At 39.6% G+C, this 17,052-nt stretch carries 9 protein-coding genes and 1 pseudogene; 3 read left to right on the top strand and 7 right to left on the bottom strand.

The annotated features are described in order from the left end of the window. Positions 1–27 precede the first annotated feature (27 nt). The 7 genes and pseudogenes from NQ546_RS05490 to NQ546_RS05460 form a co-directional block, all read right to left on the bottom strand. Positions 28–2,013 (bottom strand): DUF4954 family protein, encoded by a 1,986-nt coding sequence (locus tag NQ546_RS05490; protein WP_004289026.1) that lies wholly within the window; start codon positions 2,011–2,013, stop codon positions 28–30. Between the two features lie 44 nt (positions 2,014–2,057). Continuing rightward, a complete protein-coding gene (gene hflX, locus NQ546_RS05485; protein WP_004289025.1) occupies positions 2,058–3,314 on the bottom strand; it encodes a GTPase HflX in 1,257 nt (418 codons plus the stop codon). A 113-nt stretch (positions 3,315–3,427) separates the two neighbouring features. Further along, positions 3,428–3,931 (bottom strand): lipid-binding protein, encoded by a 504-nt coding sequence (locus tag NQ546_RS05480; RefSeq protein WP_004289024.1) that lies wholly within the window; start codon positions 3,929–3,931, stop codon positions 3,428–3,430. Positions 3,932–3,942: 11 nt separating this feature from the next. Continuing rightward, positions 3,943–4,626, bottom strand: a complete 684-nt coding sequence (locus NQ546_RS05475; RefSeq protein WP_004289023.1) for a DUF5011 domain-containing protein — start codon at positions 4,624–4,626, stop codon at positions 3,943–3,945. A gap of 29 nt (positions 4,627–4,655) precedes the next feature. Beyond that, positions 4,656–6,131: a SusD/RagB family nutrient-binding outer membrane lipoprotein gene (locus tag NQ546_RS05470; protein ID WP_029429313.1), complete on the bottom strand. Its 1,476-nt coding sequence runs from the start codon at positions 6,129–6,131 to the stop codon at positions 4,656–4,658. Between the two features lie 13 nt (positions 6,132–6,144). Continuing rightward, positions 6,145–9,147 (bottom strand): annotated as a pseudogene (locus tag NQ546_RS05465) (SusC/RagA family TonB-linked outer membrane protein); the annotation flags it as partial. A gap of 602 nt (positions 9,148–9,749) precedes the next feature. After that, positions 9,750–10,907 carry a site-specific integrase gene (locus NQ546_RS05460; RefSeq protein WP_004289019.1) on the bottom strand — a complete coding sequence of 386 codons (1,158 nt, stop codon included), beginning with the start codon at positions 10,905–10,907 and terminating at the stop codon, positions 9,750–9,752. 453 nt (positions 10,908–11,360) lie between these two features. Here NQ546_RS05460 and NQ546_RS05455 point away from each other — a divergent pair, with 453 nt between their 5' ends. The 3 genes from NQ546_RS05455 to NQ546_RS05445 all read left to right on the top strand — a co-directional run bounded on the left by NQ546_RS05455 (position 11,361) and on the right by NQ546_RS05445 (position 17,007). Beyond that, positions 11,361–14,414, top strand: coding sequence for a SusC/RagA family TonB-linked outer membrane protein (locus NQ546_RS05455; protein WP_259812402.1), 3,054 nt, complete (start codon positions 11,361–11,363; stop codon positions 14,412–14,414). Between the two features lie 18 nt (positions 14,415–14,432). Further along, positions 14,433–15,641 carry a RagB/SusD family nutrient uptake outer membrane protein gene (locus tag NQ546_RS05450; protein ID WP_081446751.1) on the top strand — a complete coding sequence of 403 codons (1,209 nt, stop codon included), beginning with the start codon at positions 14,433–14,435 and terminating at the stop codon, positions 15,639–15,641. 151 nt (positions 15,642–15,792) lie between these two features. After that, positions 15,793–17,007, top strand: coding sequence for an IS256 family transposase (locus tag NQ546_RS05445; RefSeq protein ID WP_004292403.1), 1,215 nt, complete (start codon positions 15,793–15,795; stop codon positions 17,005–17,007). Positions 17,008–17,052 lie beyond the last annotated feature (45 nt).

Here is a 17,052-nt window from a genome sequence, read left to right as displayed (position 1 = left end):
TTGCAAGTGCAACTGCCTTGCCGCCACTTAGCGGACGTGCTGCATACGCCCTATCAGCTCATCACCCAATGCAGTCTTTACCTCAATGTGTTTCAAAACGGCAGTCACGAAAGGATTACTCTCGAAGTCGCCGCGTACCTGTTCAAAGTCAAGTTCCTTCTCAAGGCGCGAACCATCGGCTCCAAATCCGGTCATGGAGGCCAGGGAGAATTCTTTCTTTGCATCTTCATAGACCATACGGTCCAAACCGACAACGGCTTCTTTCCACTTCTCGACGATGTGAATAATATCTTCCGCCGTTATCTTTTCGGGATTGATACCGTAGAACTCCTCCAGTTTGTCGTATGCCCATGTCCACTCATATGTGTAATAGTTCTGATGCATCCGTTCAAACTCGGCATTGATGTATTTCAAGCGGTTCACCGTACCGGATTCAATCCCGTCTATCAAGGCGTCAATCTCACTTTTCGGAGCTATCAGTCCGGAAATGTCAACCCACTCACCGCTACCGATAGAGGTATCGGGCTTGAGACGGGCACGTATTTCTTCATTAGTCCGGAAATCAATGCCTTCCAGACGCTTGATGACAGAGTTGCCGAGGAACTTATGGATGGCGGTTTCGTAGAAACCGATGCCTTTCACCAATGCTGAATTGCGTATCTTGGCACTATGGAAGGAATAGATGTCGGATAGTTCGCCCGAAGCATAACGCAGGTTTTTCAACGTTTCCCTCCCTTTGAACATCTTCTGTACGGTGTAAGGACTCAGCAGGTTGTAGTTGATAAAATCCAGCTTGTTGGTATCGGTACGCTGGTCGCGCTTAGGCCATTTCTGGGCATCGCGGATAGTACCTACACTGCGCAGGTTGACACCCGGCACAAGATAAGTCGTGTTATTCTGCTCTATCAAGTAGGAGAACGGCAGATTGGAAGTGTCGGAATGATTAACGTGACGCCCCATGACAAGGGAGAATGCCCCTACCCTCGCAGGCCACAGGATGTAAGAATCCGAAGTGGTTTTGGCGCCACGTTCCAATGTCCCCTGGTGAATAGGACCAAGCTTATACATGTGGTTGCTTTGATTGGAACCGGAACCGGCATTCATAAAAGAGAACATACCGGCTATAAGCAAAGTGGACTTATGGTGCGTCACCGTATAAGGCCCGGCAAAAATGGCACACGCCTCACCGTTTTCCCCCTGGCAGTTACTGAAAAACAGGGAATCCGAAGCAGAATAGTTATGTCCCAGCTTGCAGGCTTGCCCCACAAAACAACGGGTCAGCATAGCCCCGTCGTCCACATGCGAACCGGACGATATGATAAAATTATCGCAAATAACGCCATGACCGATATGCACAGGCGCTATCTCGTTACTGTTAATGCTTCCGTTATACAAACGGCACGTACCACAGATGTGACAATAATCACCGATACGCACGTTCTTGATAGAACCCGTATTGAGTATCATCACGTGGCTGCCGATGGAACCGACAGCGGATGCATGCTTATTGGAATAGAAATCGGTGATCTCCTTCATCCGCGCAATCAACTCCGGACGATGGCGGTAAAGCGCCATGATGTATGCTTGATGCGCAGAGAGCTTATCACTGATAAGCACCTCGCGGCCACCGGTCTCATTCAGGACAGACACCTCCACACCATTACCGAACTTGGACAAACCGTCTACAAGGATAATATCCACATTCTCAATGAATGTGTCGTGCCCGATTTCATAATTGGCAATGTAGTTCTGGATATTCTCAATGCAACAGTTGTCACCCACCGTTACATTATGAAGCGTCACATGCCGCAAACCGGAATGTTTCCTTATTCCGCCCGGCAAAGTAAACTCTAATTGGAATACTCCCAAACGCACTTCACCCGAAAAGCGGGTGTGATGCACAAACTCCGTTGAAAACTCTTCTGCAACGGTTATTTTCCCCCAATCATCCGCCAGACACGACTGGCTCTTCAACCGGAGAACTTCGTCTTCGGTCAAGTTTCTGTAAGTCATAACACTTAAATTAAGAATGAAGAATCTTCTTAATTCTTCATTGATTAAACTTCTTCTTCGTAAGTCTGATAAAGGAAATCGTTATAGGGATACTTCTGCACGTGCAGTTCTTTTACACGCTGATAAACCACACTCTTCAGTTCTTCTACATTGATCCGTTCGCGGGCAGAAATAAAAAGACAATTGTCTTCCATCTTTGCCATCCACGTCTTCATCAGTTCTTCAAGTGTCAAGTTTTCCTTGGTTCTGGGGGTAAGGTCGTCTTCCGCTTTCGCGATATAGGTGTAAGCGTCTATTTTATTGAATACAAGTATCATAGGCTTACCGGATGCACCGATGTCCGCCAATGTTTTGTTTACCACTTCTATCTGTTCCTCAAAATCAGGATGAGAGATATCTACGATGTGCAGCAACAGGTCGGCCTCGCGTACCTCATCCAGGGTAGATTTAAAAGAGTCTACCAAATCAGTGGGCAACTTGCGTATGAACCCAACCGTATCAGACAAAAGGAACGGCAGATTCTCAATGATGACCTTGCGCACCGTAGTGTCCAACGTAGCGAACAACTTGTTCTCCGCAAAGACTTCACTTTTGGAAAGCAACGTCATCAAAGTGGATTTTCCGACATTGGTATATCCCACCAATGCCACACGTATCAAACGACCGCGATTCTTACGCTGGGTGGCCTTCTGCTTGTCAATCTCTGCCAAACGTTCTTTTAGCAATGACATACGGTTCAGAATGATACGGCGGTCCATTTCCAACTGTGTTTCACCCGGACCACGCAGACCTACCGATCCTTTACCTCCACCGGCTCCCGAACCGCCGCCCTGACGTTCCAAGTGAGTCCACAAGCGTTGCAAGCGGGGAAGCATATATTTATATTGCGCCAACTCAACTTGTGTCTTTGCGTTGGCTGTCTGCGCACGCATTGCAAAGATGTCAAGGATAAGCGAAGTACGGTCCAATATCTTGATTTTCAGCTCTGCTTCAATATTACGTATCTGCTTTGCCGAAAGTTCATCATCGAAAATCACCATACCGATCTCACGCTCGGCTTCTTCTTCGTTACGGATATATTCTTTTATCTCTTCCAGCTTACCCTTACCGACATACGTCACAGAGTTTGCCTGATCCAACTTCTGAGTAAATCTTTTCACTACTTCCGCCCCGGCTGTCTCAGCCAAGAATTCCAGCTCGTCGAGGTATTCATTTGTCTTACGCTCATCCTGAGTTTTTGTGACAAGACCTACCAATACCGCGGTTTCAACCTGTGCTTCGGAAATTACAAATTCTTTCATTCTATTTTATACCTTACTTATATATGTATACTTTTGTTATATGGCGGCAAATATAACAAAAAAAAAGAGGACAATGTTGCGTTGCCCTCCTTTTCGTATTCTCAAATCTAAAATTACTCGTCAGCAGGAAATCCTGTACGGCGAAAACCTGCAATTTTATAAGTATCATCACCTTGCACATTTACAAAGAAAACAATACTATCTGCCGGCATACCACTTGGAGTAGTAGCTGCACCAGCCAAGACTTTCCCATCAGTAACATCTACAACGATCTTAGAATCTCCCCAAATTTCAGGAGCTACAGCAATCGTTTGCCCAGTTGCACTGAACGTACGTGCGTTATAATCCGTAGACACCTTAATAGCAGAATTCAAAAGATAGCCCTCTTTCACCCACATTTCTGTCGGAACATTAGCAGCCGTATTATAGGTGTTTAATTCAACGGTACCACCCAAAATATCTTCCCACTTTCCTGCCTCATTCTTTGCTTCCCAAGTTACAATCCAAGTGCCTGCCATTTTTTCAACGGCAGTTCCACCTGGTTCTGTTTCATCGTCACATGCAGTAAACGCGAATGAGACTGTTACTAATAACAATAATGCTATATATTTTTTCATAATTCAATTATTTATTTGGTCAATGTAACCGAAAGCTGGTTATTTGCACCATATTTAACATTCAATTCTATCACACCTGTTACCGGATCATAGCTACCGCTATTCAATCCAAGAGTAAGCTTAAGTTCCGGCGCCCAAGAGCCTAAACTGACTAGTGATATACTATTATCAGCTTCTAACTTAATAACGGCCTCTGCATGGAGATCGTAGGCCGGTTCCAAACCGGCATTCAGGCCATGGAATTGAAATCCACCCATAATATCATCGATTCCATAAGTACCGTCGCCATTATCTACAATATGAATTGGAGCATTTACATAGTGGCGGCTGCCAAGTTCTGATTCTCCATAATAGGCACTGGCAAAAGTAGGTGCAGCAACCAAAACATTACGCTTCTTTGAAACTGAAAACCCATCAACATTAGCAACAGAATATGTTAATGTATAGATATCACTCTTCGCACTATTTACAGCTCCTGCAATCTTTACTTTAGATGTAATATCCTCATCACCTTCCAATGCAATGAAGCCCGGTTCTACATATGTATCGTTCAGTTTCATCTTCATAGCCGTCTCACCTTTCAACTCTAAAGATGCAAAATGCGTCACTTTGGAAATATCTTCCGAAGTATCTTCACACGAAGATAAAACTACAGTTCCAAAGCATATCAATATACTATATATAATTTTTTTCATATTCTTACTTATATTATACTATTTACTTTTTATTTCACATCCCACCAAATGGGCGTACTTGCAGGTACTGCCGCAGGTGTATTAGCATTATATTGGCGAGCAGACAGAGGATAAAACATCCGCTTAATCAGTCCACCGGATTCCAAACCACTGATCCAAGGAGTGATCAGTTCACCCGGAGTATAAAGCAAAGAGTTCTTGGATATTTCTTCCGCTGTATGTGATGACAGTTTAGGACAGTCTGTACGGCGAATCTCGCTCCATGCTTCTATATGATCCATGTAGAAAAGAGCAACCCATTTTTGCATATAAATGAGTTCAAGCTTGTCCTCATTTGAAGTTGCATTGCCCCAAGCAACAGCTCCTCCAGTACCGAACATTGCAGTTTCCTGACCTGCCATATCACGAGCCGCAAAGTCAGCTGTAATAGCTGCCTCATAAGCTATCTTCGCTGCGGCATCATCATTCAGAAAACGCAACTTCACTTCTGCTATCAAAAATTGAAGTTCACTCTGTGTAAAAAAATAAACAGGCTTTATCTTTGCAATTGTCACATTGATTGCGCTAACATCCGCATTCTTATTTTTAGCAACATCATGACTCCCCGGAATAGCTCCTACAAAATCTTTTGCGCCAGTAGCCTTATTCATACCATAAGCAATACGAGGGTCATTAGTAGATTTCAAATAAGAAACAAGAGGATAAGCAGCACAATGGTTACCTGTATTAGATGTACTAGTGGTGTACCAAGGGTTACGATAATTCTCGTCATCCTTAAACGCATCAAACTTAATATCTCCTGTAAAGAAATTACCTGCTTGCACTAAAGCCTTCACTTTTTCTGTATATGCAGCAGCATCAATACCAGCATCTATAAAGCGCAGATACATGCGCAAACGTAAAGCATTGGCAAAACCGACCCATTGATCCATATCCTGATCACAAACCAAATCAGGTGATTCCATTTTCGAATTGTCCAACTCCTGCTCTGCCGCATCCAATTCTGCTAAAATTCCTTTATACACAGTCTCGCCATCATCCCATTTCGGAGTAGCATTTGCATTTCCTTGCAAAGCCTCTGTATAAGGACATGCCCCCATATTATCCACCAATACTTGGAAAATATAAGCACGCAACACTGTTGTAGCAAAACGATCCGCTGTATTTTTACTCTTATTCAATACCTGCTGAGCATCTTCCAAAGCTCCTGCATATATAATACGATAAGAATAATCCATTTCTTGCGAACTCTCCGTAAAAGTATAAGTAGCTAACTGATTATACTGATTTGCCTCAGGCATCTGTTCAAAATACTGAGAAAAGAAACCGGCATAATTGTAGATTTCACCACCCACAGTTGCAGCAATACTCCCCTGAATAGCAGGAAATATAAGGTCTGGAGTTACCTGATCATCTTGTGGATAGTTCGGATTATCATTAATATCCAAATCGCAGCCAACAAACATAAACGCTGCTGTAGAAATAGTTAATAGTATTTTTTTCATCTTCATTCCTCTATTAAAATTTAACCATTACGTTGAAACCAAATCGACGAGAACTTGGGTTCGCTGTATATTCACCATACTGTCCTTCCAAATCATTACCAAATGAAGACATTTCCGGATCTACGAATGTATTGTCTGATGGTGTCCACAAGAATAGGTTATTACCAAAAGCTGATAATCTAACAGCCTGGAAAGGAGTATTTGCTAACCATTTATTCGGAAGTTCCCAACTCAAGGCTATTGAACGTAATTTTATATAAGACTTGTCGATCAAACTGTAACTACCCATATCGAATCCGCCATTTCCCCAGAAAGTGCCAGGATTACCAGCCTGCATATTAGCACTAGAAATAGGAGTAGTATTTTCCACATAGCTAATAGTACCGTCTGCATTAATAATTTCATTCACTGAATTTGGGACAATCATCGTATTACGATCATTATATGCTGTCTGAATAGCATTACCTGTAAAATAGTTAATATCCTTAGTACGAGAATACATCACACCACCTTGACGGATATCCAAATCTGCACTCAGACTTACTCCTTTATACTTCAGCGTAGTTGATACTCCCATTTGATAATCATAGTTCATGTTTCCGCAAATGGCAAACTCTTTGGCTGCAACAGGAAGACCATTAGCCGCATTAACTACAATGTGCCCTTCCGGATCGCGCTTAGGAACTTCCGCTTTGAAAACTCCTACCGGCTCACCTGTGATTGCATACATACTTGTTCCACCATTCAAACCATATATAACAGTCTGTCCTCCTAGTTCTTCCGGCAAACTGATCACCTTGCTCCAGTTCTTCGTAAAGTTCCAACTTACCATCCAGCTGAAATCACGTGTTTGTATCGGAGTAGCACTTACCAATAATTCAACGCCACGATTTCTTACTTTACCCAAGTTCATATTCTGTGCTGTATAACCAGAAGATGGATCCATTGATAATGAGAAAATCTGCTTATCTGAATTTCTATTATAATAAGCTGCATCAAAAGAAATACGGTTATGGAAAAATGCCATATTCAAACCAACCTCAAATTCCGTTGTCATTTCAGGGCTCAATGAATTACTCCCCAAGATATTTCCAGCAGAAAAAGCATTTACTCCACCCAGTGGAAAGTTCAAAGATCCAAAAGGTATTCTGTTTGAAGATTGTCCATAAACAGGCTTCGTCATATATACATTCGCATCATTACCTGTTTTACCCCAAGCCATACGAACTTTACCAAATGACAAAATATCTTTCATATCTTCATCCAACAACTCTGTAAAGATAAAGCTACCGGTAACTCCTGGATAGAAGAAACTACGGTTTTCTTTAGGAAGAGTAGACGACCAGTCATTGCGGGCAGTCAACGTAACATACAGCATATTTCTCCAAGAAAGATCTACTTGCCCAAACACACCCATCAAACGTCTCAATGAAAGATATTGCTCAACCGTTGGAGTAGCAGCAGAATTACTCAAATTATACCAAGTAGGAATCGTTAACTTGCTTACACTGGAATATAAATAACTATATTTCCTTTCATTCCCATTGAAACCAGCCAATGCATTGATTTGAAAATCATTGATCGGCATACTGAAACTTAACAAAAGATCCTGATTGATTTCGCGGCGACGGCTTATCTGCTGACTATAGCTACCTTCTTTACCATAGAACGGACTATTGGAGCCCATTCCTTCACCATTCGGAGTACCTTCGTAGAACAAAGCATATAAATTAGGCTCACCTCTATTGCTTTGCCCAGTTGTTGTATCCAGACCCATACGATATGTAAACTTGAAGTATTTCAAGAAGTCATAATCAACCTGGAATTTTCCATAAAAGCGTTCAGCATCATACTCATTCAAGTAGTTCTCCAATATATAATATGGATTCATTACACCATAAGGAGTATAAAAATATCCAGGTGAATTAAATATATCATTCTGATCCTGCAAACTAATGATGCTAACATCACGTGGAGTCTGATACAAAGAGTTCAGCATAGTAAGTCCCTGACCAGTAGTTGCAAATTTATTCTTCTGATAAGAATAGTTCAATGAAGAAGAAAAAGTTAGAGCTTTCACTTTATGACTACCGCGAGCAGAGAATGTATATTTGTCATAACTGTCTGCATCAGTAGGAATCATACCATCATCGCTAATCTGAGAAAAAGACACATAATATTCACTCTTATCAGTAGCCCCATTAAATGAAACACTATTATTATAGCGAAAACCAGCATCAAAAAAATCTTTTATATTATTTTTTATCGGAGAATAGGGTTTCAGCTTTTGAGAGTTTTCATATTTGTTACCCCAAAGTTGCATAGAACCGTCAAAACGAGGTCCCCATGAACCATTCTCAAGTTCTGTATGATCTCCATTCCAGCCCATACCAAATTCGTTCTGAAATTCGGGCAAACGTAAGATAGTAGACCACTGTAAACCACCATTATACTCAATACCCAAACCCTTATTTTTTTTCCCGGTTTTAGTAGTAATCATGACAACTCCACTAGCAGCACGACTACCATAAAGAGCTGTTGCCGCAGCACCTTTCAAGATCGTCATGCTTTCCACATCATCCGGATTTACAGCATTTGCACCGTTACCAAAGTCATAGCCACTATTCAAACCATCCGTAGAATATACAGCAGAATTATTCAAAGGCACTCCATCTACTACATACAACGGTTGGTTGCTTCCAGACAAAGAACTAACACCACGAATAATTACAGAATTAGAAGCTCCCGGATCGGAAGAAGTATTAGAAATTTGTACACCCGCAATTTTGCCAGATAAACTAGACATAATATCAGAAGTACGTGTCTCTGTTATACGTTCACTATTTACAGAAGTTGCAGAATAGCCCAATGCCTTTTCTGCACGTTTGATCCCCATTGCCGTCACAACAACTTCATCAAGCACCTCTGCATCAGACTTTAACACCACTCGCAGATTAGGTTTTATTGCCACTTCCTGTGTTTGCATACCAACGAACGAAACACGCAAAGTCTTCGCAGAACTCACTCAGATGCAAATAATTTAAAATAAACAATTTACAATCGGTAATAAAGTATTTGTTCAGAATAAAGGTATCGATAGATATTGTTTTAGTCGTATCTGATAATGTAACTATATTACTAAAATGCTACTTATAGCTTGTAATTTCCATTGATAATTAGTGTTTTACATAAATGGTTGCTGAAAAACAATCACATTATAAGTATACTCATCACTTTTTTGAAATATTTTTGTAAGTAAAAAGCATTGATACTCATGAAGTCTCTCTTTTATAATTGAATCCAAACGGACTTCTTCTATTAGTTCAAAAACGAAAAACATCTGTCATGCTATCACATTGCAGGGGCTATAAATCTGATTATAAATACATTAAAGCGTGATAGATAGACGTGGTAGATAAATATCTTTACAAATATCTATCACGCTGTGTATCGTGTGACTAAACAGATACAGTATCTTATTTTATTTACAAAATAAGATAAAGTATTAGTTCACAGTAATGAACAGTTTGTTTTAATATGGGAAGCTCATCGTTTCGACCGATGAAACTATTGGTTTCAATGCTACATATCCACCTTTTTCCCAGCGATAGTAGTTGCTTACTTCATTTTCTCCAAATCATGAATAATAGTCATATCCATTACATTGGTATATACCTGCGTAGTCTTTACGCTTTTGTGTCCGAGTAGTTTTTGCACTGTAGTAATATTTATACCATTATATATGAGTAAAGTAGCATTGGTATGGCGCGCGGTATGAAAGGATATCCTTTTTGACAATCCTGCCAATCTTGTGATAATTATCAAATCCTTATTGACATTTGAGTTATCTCTTAAATGAAAAAAATCTTCCAAATTATCTCGATATTTATTAAGAATCGCAATTCCTTTTCCTGAGAAGAGCAGATAAAGAGGAAGGCGCACTTCCGTTCCTGTCTTCACAGACTTGTATATAAGCCATGTTTCCTGATTGATATCTACGAAATTTTCAGAAGACAAATTAATAAAATCGGAATATCTCATTCCAGCATAACAACAGAACAAGAAAGCATCCAAGGACTTTTGTAACTTGACATATCTGCCTGATAAAATCAGATTTTCCAGTCTTTCCAACTCTTCCGGCACCAAATGGGTGTGTTTGTTTTCTATTGTTTTTATTTTATACTTTCTAAAAGCATACTTCTGTATTTCAATATATTCTTTGTTTATAGCTATATTTACATGCCGTTTCAGATGTTTCATGTGTTTGGCAATAGTGTTGGTATGATACCCTTTCAATTGTAGGAAGTATTCGAAAGACGAAATTAACTCAAATGTCAAATCTGAAAATGTTATGTTCTTTTTGAATTCTTGCAACAGCATAAGTGTAGAAAGATGATTGCGTTTAGTACTATCTTTCAAAGATGAGTTCATAACCTCTTGCCTGAAAAAGGATATAAACGAAGAGTTATTTTCCTGTGTAGTTAAGGCGTTTTTTAATAGCTCTAGAGAGATTCGCTTACCTTGCTGCCATAATTCCAGTTCCTTTTTTTCTATTGTTGCAACAAATTCATAAATCAACCTGTTCAGAGCGTCTGCATTAGGATGATTTTTAACAATCAACTTTTTGTTATCCCACTGTTCCGGTTTCAAATAGACCTTGGTTGAGAAATACTTTTTCTTTCTGCCTAAATAAGCTTCGACTTGTACTAATGCCATTCCTTTTTTATTCAGGCATTTCTTTCTGTTGTACACAAGATTGTAAATAATTTTATTCATTTCAAACTGTTTAAATTAATACTATAAACAAATAAGACAATATTCTGTGCAAAACCAGAGTTGAACAAGGATTAATATCTGTGAAAAGTCGCATTTCTTTTTTTGTAATCTAGCTTTAGAGGCTGCAAAAAAGACACAAGATGTCTTTGATTATTCTGTAAAACCGCATCAATACCGGCGATTTTTTAACCATTTTGTTTTAAAATACATGTATTCAGATTAATAATTAGCTAAAACAGCAGAAACATAGTGATAGCGAATAATACTATTTTGAGCTTCTTTAATTATACAAAAACTGTTATTCAGCATAAAATCGCTATTTTCATTAACAGATTGATAGATTTACAAGTTTTTTTCAATAAAATAGTTGCCCGTTTCATATTTATTAATATATTTGCATTTTGTTAGAGTAAAGAAACAATTAATGTAAAGTTAAACTTTAAGAGAGAATTTATGAAAAGAAAATTAATGCTGTTATTGGCCTGCCTTTTTGTAGGAATAGGCCTAGTAACTGCCCAAACACAGAAGGTTACAGGTGTTGTGATTTCTGAAGAAGATGGGCAGCCAGTTATTGGAGCCTCTGTATTGGTAAAAGGTACACAAATTGGTGCTATTACCAATGTAGATGGTGATTTTACTTTACTGAACGTACCAAGTTCTGCGAAGACTTTGCAAATTTCGTATATTGGTATGCAAACACAGGAAGTTGCAATAAAACCTAATTTGCGAGTCGTATTAAAAACAGACTCTGAAGTTCTTGATGAAGTAATGGTGGTGGGATATGGTACTGTAAAAAAGTCTGAATTGACCGGAGCTATATCTTCTGTGAAAGCTGATGAAATTGTTAAAATACCAGCTGTCAACATAAGCCAAGCACTTCAGGGCAAAGTAAGTGGTTTGCAAGTTGTAAGTACATCAGGACGTGCTGGTGATGAAACGCAAATCAGTTTACGTGGAAATGGCTCATTAAGTGCGTCAAATGACGTATTGTATGTCATTGATGGAGTTCCGGGAGTTTCTTTTGCCTCCATCTCTCCCAGTGATATAGAAAGCGTGGAAATTTTAAAGGATGCAGCATCAACCGCCATCTATGGTTCTAGAGCTTCCAATGGTGTCATTTTGATTACAACGAAATCCGGTTCTTTTGCGCAGAAGACTCAAGTAACCTTAAACGTTAGTGTTGGAATCCAAAATCCTGTAAAAACACCTAAAATGCTAAATGCCAAGGAATATGCTGAAATATTAAATGAGGCACGTCAAAACTATTTAGATGATATTGCCAATGGGTATTTAAGCAAACCTAAAGATGAATCTGTATTAACTCCTTTTGAGCCATTGACGGCAGAAGGTACGGACTGGTTTGGTGAAATCAGAAATAAAAATGCTTTAATGCAAAATTATCAGTTAGGTATATCTGGTGGTGGACAGAAAACCAAGTTTTATGTAGGAGCTTCACATTTCAACCAAGAAGGTGTAGTAAAAAAAGATGAGTTCAAACGCTCAACAATAAAATTAAACTTGGACCATAAGGTTTTCGACAATTTTAAGATTGGTATTAAATCATATTTCTCGTCTTCAGTATCTACACCTTTAGTAGAGGATAATGATATATACCAGCCTTGGGCTGCCTCATTTAATGCACGTCCCGATGCACCAGCTTTGGATGAAGACGGAAAACCTTATATTGGTACATTTACAAATCCTTTGCATGCATTTGAAAGGGATGTTACTGATAAACGCTATCGCTTGGGTGGTACGGCATATTTTGACTGGACTATTATTAAGGGCCTGGTTTGGCATGCTTCTATAGGTGGAAACATAAATTCAAGAAGATACAACAGATATGATTCGGCGGATACTAAAAGAGGAGAAAGCTTGAATGGTAGCGGATATTATGGAACAGAAATGTTCTCTGACTATATTATAGAGAATACATTAACTTATTCAAATAATATATTAGACAAACTCTTTTATACTGTTCTAATCGGACATTCATTCCAAAAGTTTGAGGAAGAAGAGTCAAGTGTATATGGCCAGGATTTCCCCTCTACTTCACTTAAATGGTTAGATTCTGCAGGAAAGATTACTGACGGTGGTTCATTATACACTGCCAATGCTTTGGAATCATATTTTGGACGTATTCAACTTAACTGGGATGATAAATACAATTTAATGTTCTCTATCCGTAGAGATGGTTCATCTAAATTTCTTAAAGATAACAGATGGGGAACATTTTTTGCTGTTTCCGGAGGATGGACTATCTCCAATGAAGCTTTCTGGAATAAAAGTGTTATGAACTTATTGAAGATAAGAGCTTCATATGGTCAAACGGGCAACCAAAGTGGCATTGGAAATGCTTCCGGTCAAAACTTACTCAATTCTGGTTCAAACTATAATTACAATGGTCTACCGGGATTAGCGGCCGCATCTCTTTTTAATAAAAACTTGACTTGGGAAAAAGGATTGGCAACCAACTTCGGTATAGATATGGCTTTTTTCAATAATCGAATTAACTTCTCAGCCAACTATTATAACAAAAAAACGCAAGACTTACTATATGCCACTCCTGTAGCAACAGAATCAGGATTCAGAACTATGACAGCCAATATGGGTAGCATCAGAAATAGTGGTATAGAATTGGATCTTAGTGCTGATATTATCAGAAACAAAGATATAACCTGGAGTTTCAATGCTAACTTCTCTTACAATAAGAACAAAGTTCTCGATTTGGGTGACCCGACAAAAGATTATTATAATACAGGTTTTGTCTCTATCGTGAAAGAAGGAGAAGCGCTTGGCTCTTATCAGTTAATCAAAGCATTAGGTGTTGCACAGGAAAAAACAGAATACAAAAATGCCGAAGGTAAGGTAACAAAAGTTGTACAACCTGGTGACATGCTATATGAAGATATTAATGGCGACGGACTTATCAACTCTGCTGATGCACAGATTTTCTCAGGCGGTATTGCCCCCATCTATGGCGGCCTCGGTACAACAGTTAACTATAAAGGATTTGACTTGAATATTCAAGCACAATATTCTATAGGCAAAAAGATATATACCATGTATAAAGAAGGCGGTAACGGTCAAATGAATGGTGGCGGTGGCGGTTATCCTTCTTATTCAAACAACATGGTAACTGAAATCCTTGACAGATGGACGCCGGAGCATACCAATACAGATGTCCCGCGCTTGAATCTGAATTCTTCGATTACGACTTGGAATACACAACGTTCTTCACGTTTCTTGGAAGATGCGGATTATCTCCGTATCTCAGATATTACGTTGGGATACAATTTCCAACATCTGAATATCCCATTCATGGAAACAGTAAGAGCATATATCCAAATAAGAAATCCCTTCACCTTCACCAAATATTCAGGGCTTGATCCGGAACTTCAATATGTTGATCCAGATAGAACAAATAATAAGGTGGTTGCTGGTACTGATAATGCCGGAATACCCAATATGAGAAGTTTTATTTTTGGTGTGAATATTGCATTTTAATTTATAACAGACATTGATATGAAAAAATACATATATATACTTTTAAGCATGTGGTGCCTATCCGGTTGTAGCAACATGCTTGATATAGATTCCCAGATGTCTTTGGACGCCAATCAGGAATTAAAGACTGAAGATGTTGACAAATTATTGAATGGTTTATATGCTGCTATAGTCAACTCCAACAATTATAGTTATTGTACAAACATGTACCCTGAATATTTGTCGGATAATCTTAAATTAGTTAATCCGCAATTCTTTCAAATTCAGGATGCTTATAATCATGAAATTTTGGAAGATGATATTTTGAACTATTACAATTATCCGGACTTGTACAAAGGTATTTACAGGGCCAACACTATTTTGGGAGTTCCTTCAGCTTCAGAGTCACAGAAAGCAATTGCGAAATATTGTCGTGCTTATAATTATATTCGCTTAATTGATTTATATGGTGCCGTTCCCATTATTGACGAAAACTATGACAAGCAACCGATTCAACGTTCTTCAGAGAAAAAGGTAATGGAATTTATAGTCTCAGACTTATTGGACGCTAAAGCGCATGCCCCGGAATTCAACACTAATACTCCGGAAGCGAATACTAAACCGACCAAAGAAGCGGCTCAGGCTTTGTTAGCCAGAGTATATAGAATGCAGGGACGTTTAGACCTTGCAGGACAGGAAGCTGAGAGTTTGATTACAAGCGGAAAGTTTAGTCTTTCTGACAATCCCGCAGAGAAAGATAAAGAAGTTATTATGTACTTTGCAACTTTAACAAGTGCCACATCTAATGCAGGTTGGGGATACATTATGAGCTGGGAAGCCCGAAACTGGAACTGTTTGGCTGTTGCCGATGAGGTTGTTGCCTTATTAAAAGGCAATGACACACGTAAGATTCTGTATGAGTTGGACGAAGCAGCAGATCGTAAAGGTTATGTTTTTCCTAGTAGCGCCAAGTATAAAAATACGGAAAACTGGGATTCTGAATTTTATGTATCCAGATTACCGGAAATGTATCTGATTTCTGCCGAAGCTGGAAACTCAAATCGTTTAACGGAATTCCAAGCAAAAAGAAAATCATCATTAACTTTAAAAGAAGAAAGACGTTTGGAGCTTGCTTTGGAGTTTGTTAGATGGAGAGATCAGAAAATGGAAGGAGAAACCTATTTGATGCCTTTCCCAAAAGAATCAATAGCAGCCAATCCTTTACTTAGAGGAGATATTTTAGAATAAAATATTCCATCCTTAAATAAACTAAGCCAACTAATTCACTTATTTGAATTAGTTGGCTATTTATTCACCCAGCATAGGTGGAGTCCGTAATTTGAACTGTGTCAGCTAAGGAAAAGAATAAAATATTAACTTTGCTAACACAGTTTATTTTATGAGTGAAGAATTTGATTTTGAAAGTATCAAGAACAAGGCTCTTGAACAGTTGAAGTCTGGTAAACCCTTGTTAGGTAAGGACGGTGCTTTTGCTCCGTTGTTGGAGAGTATATTAAATGCTGCCCTTGAAGGTGAGATGGACGCTCATCTTTCTGAGGATGAACGCATGAGTGGCAACCGTCGTAATGGCAAGATGCAAAAACAAGTACAGACTTCGATGGGAGAAGTCACCGTATCTACCCCTCGTGACCGTAACTCCACCTTTGAACCCCAGTTCATAAAAAAGCGTGAAACCATTCTTGCAGAAGGTGTTGCAGACCGTATCATCGGACTTTATGCTTTGGGAAACAGCACACGTGAGATAAGTGACTGGATGGAGGAGAACTTGGGTAATCGTGTGTCTGCTGAGACAATTAGCGCCATCACCGATCGTGTACTTCCGGAAATAAAGGCATGGCGTTCCCGTAGCCTGGACAGCGTTTATCCGATAGTCTGGATGGATGCCATCCATTATAAGGTAATGGACGAGAGAGGCTGTGCCGTAACCCGTGCGATTTACAATGTACTGGCTCTGGACAGCGAGGGACATAAGGATCTGTTAGGGATGTATATCTCTAAGAATGAGGGCGCGAACTTCTGGCTGAATGTATTGACAGACTTGCAGACCCGTGGTGTCTGTGACATACTCATAGCTTGTGTTGACGGATTGAAAGGCTTCCCAGACGCTATCCAAAGTGTGTTTCCTGATACTATTGTCCAGCTCTGTATTGTCCATCAGATACGTAACTCCATCAAGTATGTCGGCAGCAAGCACCAAAAAGAGTTCATGAGGGATCTGAAACATGTCTATGGTGCGGTAAATAAGGAATCCGCTGAGACAGGACTTTTTAATCTGGAAGAAAAATGGGGTGAGAAATACCCTATCGTTATCAAGTCTTGGCAGGATAACTGGGAAAGGCTTACTGAATACTTCCAGTTTACGTCGGATATACGACGTATGATTTATACCACGAATACAGTCGAGGGCTATCACCGCCAAGTGCGGAAAGTGACAAAAAACAAGGGCGTGTTCCCTAACGACACCGCCCTTGAAAAGTTGGTTTATCTCGCTTACCGCAACATACGCAAGAAATGGACCATGCCCATAGCCAACTGGGCGGCCATCGCACAACAATTAGCGATAAAGTTTGGAGACAGATTTAAATTGTTGTAACTTTACGCTCGTCGGGAGTGCTGGTGCACCCCCTTGGCGCTGGCC

Source organism: Bacteroides eggerthii, from assembly GCF_025146565.1.
Lineage (GTDB): Bacteria > Bacteroidota > Bacteroidia > Bacteroidales > Bacteroidaceae > Bacteroides > Bacteroides eggerthii.
The sequence above is the reverse complement of the archived record's forward strand: the minus strand, read 5'-3'. Positions and strand labels throughout refer to the sequence as shown.